The sequence below is a fragment of the Desulfobacula sp. genome, assembly GCF_021107415.1.
Map to the genome: position 1 here is coordinate 1 of NZ_JAIOSW010000321.1, position 5,365 is coordinate 5,365.

The window sequence follows — 5,365 nt, forward strand, 5'->3', positions numbered from 1 at the left end:
TTTTTGCTGGCTTTTCTAGTTATACCTGTAGTTCAGGTAATTTTCGTGGCTTTCATGGATGCCGGTACGGGTGAATTTACCCTGGTAAACTTTAAAGATTTTTTCAACACGGCACTATTTCGTGAATCCTTTTGGAATTCATTATATGTCGGTTTTATGTCGGTTCTCCTTGCTTCTCTCTTTGCCATGCCATTGGCCTATTTTACATCCAGGTTTGAGTTTAAGGGTGCGGTCATTATCCAGAGCCTGGGTATTATTCCACTTATCATGCCACCTTTTGTGGGAGCTGTGGCCATGTTAATGTTGTTCGGCCGTAACGGGAGTGTTAACCTGCTTTTAGACACTTGGTTCGGTTTCACTATTCCCTTTATGGAAGGTCTTAATGGTGTAATATTTGTTGAAAGTCTTCATTATTTCCCATTTATTCTTATCAATCTTTCAATGGCGCTTCAAAATATTGACAGATCCATGGAAGAATCAGCCCAAAACCTGGGATGCTCCGGTATGAGGTTATTTCGTCGTATTGTATTGCCTCTGGCCATGCCGGGATATGTAGCCGGAGCCTCCCTGGTTTTTTTAAAAGTTTTCGACGATTTAGGGACACCCCTTTTACTCAATGTAAACAATATGCTGGCACCCCAGGCATATCTCAGGATCGCGTCCATTGGAATTAATGATCCCATGGGTTATGTGATCTCGGTTATTCTGGTGGTCATAGCTCTATCCTCCATGTGGCTTGCAATGCGGACCCTGAAAGGAAAGGATTACGCCACAGTACAAAAAGGCGGCGGCGGGCTTATGAAAAGAAGAATGCGGCCTGTGGAAAAATTTTTTTCATGGACTATTATTCTGTTAATAATGGCCCTGGTACTGGCTCCTCACTTTGGATTATCCTTGCTTTCATTTGGAACAATCTGGTCCTTCAGTGTTTTGCCCGATGCGTTCACATTTGGCCATTTTTCCGCCGTTTTTTCTGAAACCCCTGAATACATGACCAATACTGTCTTATATTCCTTTCTTGCAGGCACAATCGATGTGATACTGGGAACTGCTATTGCCTATATTGTATTGCGGACCAGGCTTATAGGTCGAAAATGGCTGGATTACATTGCCATGTCTGCTGTGGCAATTCCAGGACTGGTCATAGGTATAGGTTATTTGCGAACATTTCACAGCATTCAAGTGCCCTGGATGGAAAATCAATCCTTTGCAACCTGGTGGATAGCCATTGTTATTGCCCTGGCAATTCGCCGTCTGCCCTATGCATTACGTTCGTGTACTGCAGCATTGCAACAGGTAAGTGTCTCATTAGAGGAATCAGCAGAGAATTTAGGTGCAGGTAAGTTTAAAACGGTACGGAAAATTGTGATCCCGCTTATGGCCGGCGGCATACTGGCAGGTTTTGTAACCAGTTTTGCCACCGCAGCGGTAGAGCTGGGAATGACATTGCTTCTGGTTTCACAAAATTCAGATGGGCCCTTAGCCTATGGCATCTATGTATACATGCAAAGTGCGGCCGGGCGAGGACCTGGAGCAGCATTAGGCATTGGAGCGGTCGTTATTGTCGGGCTTTGTACATTACTTTCTCACCTTTTTATTGATCGCCGACAAAAAAAATATGGTATGGGACAGAATAATCAAAAATAACAGCACAGGAATAAAAAATATGAATCACTTAAAAACAAATATCAATACCGATTCCTCCGGAGGGGTAAAACTTGAGGGAATTGACCTGTCCTTTGGAAATACACATGTATTAAAGGGGATTGACCTTCAAATCAAACCCGGTGAATTTTTTGCTTTTCTGGGACCATCCGGCTGTGGAAAGACTACACTGCTCAGGGTAATAGCCGGTTTTGAATCAGCACAGGCCGGGCGTGTATTAATCGGAGATCAGGATATATCGCACCTTCCACCCTGGAAACGCGATCTGGGCATGGTTTTTCAAAGTTATGCTCTCTGGCCTCATATGACTGTTCGTAAGAACGTCGCATTTGGCCTTGAAGAAAGGCGTATGCCCCGCAAGGAGATTAACAAACGGGTGGACAAGGCCTTGGAGCTTGTCAGTCTGGGTGACCTGGCAGACAGACGTCCTTCTCAGCTGTCAGGGGGACAGCAGCAACGGGTAGCCCTGGCACGGACCATTGTAATTGAACCCAAAGTTCTCTTACTGGACGAACCTCTTTCAAATCTGGATGCCAAACTGCGGGTTCAGATGCGACTTGAATTACGCGAACTGCAAAGGACATTGTCCGTAACCACCATTTTTGTTACCCATGATCAGGAAGAAGCAAACACCACTTCTGATCGTATTGCCGTCCTCAATGATGGTATTGTCCAGCAGGTTGACACGCCTGCCAACCTTTATGACAATCCCAGTAATTTATTTGTAGCAAATTTTTTAGGTGTCACCAATGTTGTGCCGGGTATTGTTATGGAGGAGAATAACAAGTTGTTTTTTCGTTCTTCCGACAATAAAATTATTGTCCCCCTGTCCAAGGGAACACAAGGATCATCCAACATTGTTTTCAGACCACAAAATTTAAGAATTCGACCAGAGGAAGCAGAACCTGTAAACGGTGCTACCAAACTTATTGGAAAAGTAGATCATATGGAATTCATAGGCAGTCTTGTTCGTTATCGTGTTCGTGTGGGTGAGTATTTCATTCTTGTGGATGCCGCCCATCAAAAAGGAGAGGACACCCTGTCAGTAGGCAAATCGATTGCTCTATACCTAAACAATGATCAGGTCATTCAGCTGAGCCATTAAACCCGAATAGTCTAAGGGTATTCATGAGCCGATGGAGTATTTCCTTGATGTTATTCAGGCTTGATTAACAACCGGAAGGGTTGTATTGAATAGTAAAACAATAGCGGAGGATAGCATGTTCAATTTTTTTTTCAAAAAAGAAAATCGGCTGGAAGAGTTGATATACAAGTATCTTGAAAATTTTCAATTAATATATGAAAATTTTGAAAAGGCTGTCTTTTCATGTATTAGCGAACCCTATTGTGAGGAATTTAATTTCCTTAAAGAACAGACCGACAAATATGAATCCAAAGCAGATGATATTATTGAAGAAATAAATAACCTTATGTATAGCAAGGTATTAATACCTGACTCAAGGGAAGATATCATGAACCTTCTTCATGCCCTGGATAAAATTCCCGGGGACCTTGAAATTGTACTTTTTATGATGAAATACCAGAAGCTTGTCATCCCTGAAAAATTTTTTAAAGATGTTCAGGACCTTATTAAGGTCAGCCTGGAAGCGTGTGAAACCCTTTCAAAACAGGTGGCAGGGTTTATCAAAAAGGAAACGGGCACCCGTGCTTTTATGAATATCATTGATAAGCATGAAAGCCATTGTGATTACATTGAAAAAAGGTTGATACAAAAAATTTTTTCTTCAAACATTGACCCTTTTGTTAAACTTCAGCTCAAAGAATTGGTTCTTTGTATGGGCGATATCTCCGACCAGGCAGATAGAGTGTCAAAAATGGTTAATATTTTGAGTATGAAAAGGAGGGTTTAATGTATTCCCTTCTTGGCGGTATATTTTTAGGGTGGTCTCTGGGCGCCAATGATGCATCAAATATTTTCGGGACTGCTGTTTCATCCAGGATGATTAAATTCTGGACAGCAGCTTTGCTGGCATCAATCTTTGTAATTTTAGGTGCACTGATATCAGGTCAGGCAGGGATAGAGACATTAAAAGGCTTAACTTCTTTTGATCTTTCCCAGGCAGTGATATCTTCTATTGCAGCTGCGTTAACGGTGAGTGTCATGACTTTTTTAGGATTGCCCGTATCCACATCCCAGGCTGTTGTGGGAGCGATTATCGGCATTGGTATCATCAACAGCCAACTGCACCTTGCAGGCCTTGGCAAAGTATTTATCTGCTGGTTTACAACACCTGTCGGCGGGGCATTAATCACAATGATTTTGTACAAAATCCTGGCTTTTGTTTATAATCATTTAAAGATAGGCTTGTTTGGTTCGGATCAATTGTTAAAAATATGTCTTATTATTTCAGGATCATATGGTGCATATGCCCTTGGAGCAAATAATGTAGCCAATGTAACTGCTGTTTTTGTGGGTGCCGGAACCTTAAGCATCCTTGAAGCAGCGCTGATCGGAGGCCTGAGCATCGCCTTTGGAATTCTTACCTTCTCAAGACCGGTAATGGAGACCATAGGAAAAAAACTGGTATCACTTGATCCTTTTTCAGCACTGATGGTCTCAATGGCCGTTGGTATCACCATTCACATTTATACTATTATTGGTGTGCCCGTATCAAGTTCCCAGGCAGTAGTCGGCAGTGTCCTGGGCATTGGAATAATCAAAGGCGCCAGTACAGTCAGTATTCATACGTTAAAAAATATCTTACTTGCCTGGTTTCTTACCCCTGTTATCGCCTGTCTTATCGCTATTCTCATTACTTTTGGATCTTATCTGGAATATACAGGGAAATAATAAATAATTTTGCTATGATCGTTACAAATAAAGGGGGGTTATTTGACAGCAGGAGAGTCATTCTTTATTGATAATGAATCCTTTTTTCCACAACGGCAAACTGGATAATGGTGATGACGGCAAGAATAAGAACCAGAACAACCGTAAGAGTGGCTGCATAACTGGTATCCCAGAAGCTGAAGGCATTTTCATAAATATAATACAATAAGAGGGAGCTGGCATTATCCGGTCCTCCCTTGGTCATAATAATCAGATGATCAACCAGTTTAAAAGAATTAACAACGGCGTTGACCGTGACGAACAGTGTGGTGGGCATCAATAATGGAAAGGTCACCCGTCTAAAGTAATACCACCTCCCAGATCCTTCCACAAGCCCGGCCTCTTTAAGTTCAGGAGACAGTTGCTGTAGAGCCGCAAGATAAAATATCATGAAAAAACCGGATTCCTTCCAGATCACCATGACAATAAGGCAGCGCAGGGTCGTATCCGGATTGCCGAGCCAGTTATGGCTATCCCCGCCAAAAAAAGCAAACACCTGATCAAAGAGACCGTATTCCGGCGTGTAAAAAAAAAGCCAGATATTGGCAACAGCGATCATGGGCAGAACCGTGGGGGTAAAAAACGACATACGGACCAGAGAACGTCCTTTTATATTACAATTGATCAGGAGAGCCATGCCAAGGGCAATAGCAATGCTAATGGGAATCGTGCACATGGAATAAACAAGGTTATTGGAGAGAACTTTCCAGAAGATGTCATCGTCCATGAGGTACATATAATTTTCCAGTCCAATGAACGTTGCCGGCCTGGTGACGGTTCCCGTGGAAAACAAGCTGTGAAACACGTTGGAAACGATGGGATAATGGGTAAACAGGCTGATCATGAAAA

General features: G+C 42.5%; 5 protein-coding genes. 4 read left to right on the plus strand and 1 reads right to left on the minus strand.

Annotation, left to right across the window (positions count from 1 at the left end; genetic code table 11):
• The 4 genes from K8S13_RS16460 to K8S13_RS16475 all read left to right on the plus strand — a co-directional run.
• On the plus strand, positions 1-1,647 hold a 1,647-nt coding region (locus tag K8S13_RS16460), incomplete at its 5' end, for an iron ABC transporter permease (protein WP_291464167.1).
• Between the two features lie 19 nt (positions 1,648-1,666).
• Positions 1,667-2,770 carry an ABC transporter ATP-binding protein gene (locus K8S13_RS16465; protein ID WP_291464170.1) on the plus strand — a complete coding sequence of 368 codons (1,104 nt, stop codon included), beginning with the start codon at positions 1,667-1,669 and terminating at the stop codon, positions 2,768-2,770.
• A 115-nt stretch (positions 2,771-2,885) separates the two neighbouring features.
• Positions 2,886-3,536 (plus strand): DUF47 domain-containing protein, encoded by a 651-nt coding sequence (locus K8S13_RS16470; RefSeq protein WP_291464172.1) that lies wholly within the window; start codon positions 2,886-2,888, stop codon positions 3,534-3,536.
• Positions 3,536-4,477, plus strand: a complete 942-nt coding sequence (locus K8S13_RS16475) for an inorganic phosphate transporter (RefSeq protein ID WP_291464173.1) — start codon at positions 3,536-3,538, stop codon at positions 4,475-4,477. Before K8S13_RS16470 ends, K8S13_RS16475 begins: the two co-directional genes overlap by 1 nt.
• Positions 4,478-4,541: 64 nt before the next feature.
• Here the strand turns inward: K8S13_RS16475 and K8S13_RS16480 are convergent.
• Positions 4,542-5,365: carbohydrate ABC transporter permease (locus tag K8S13_RS16480; RefSeq protein ID WP_291464175.1), on the minus strand; the 824-nt coding region annotated here is incomplete at its 5' end.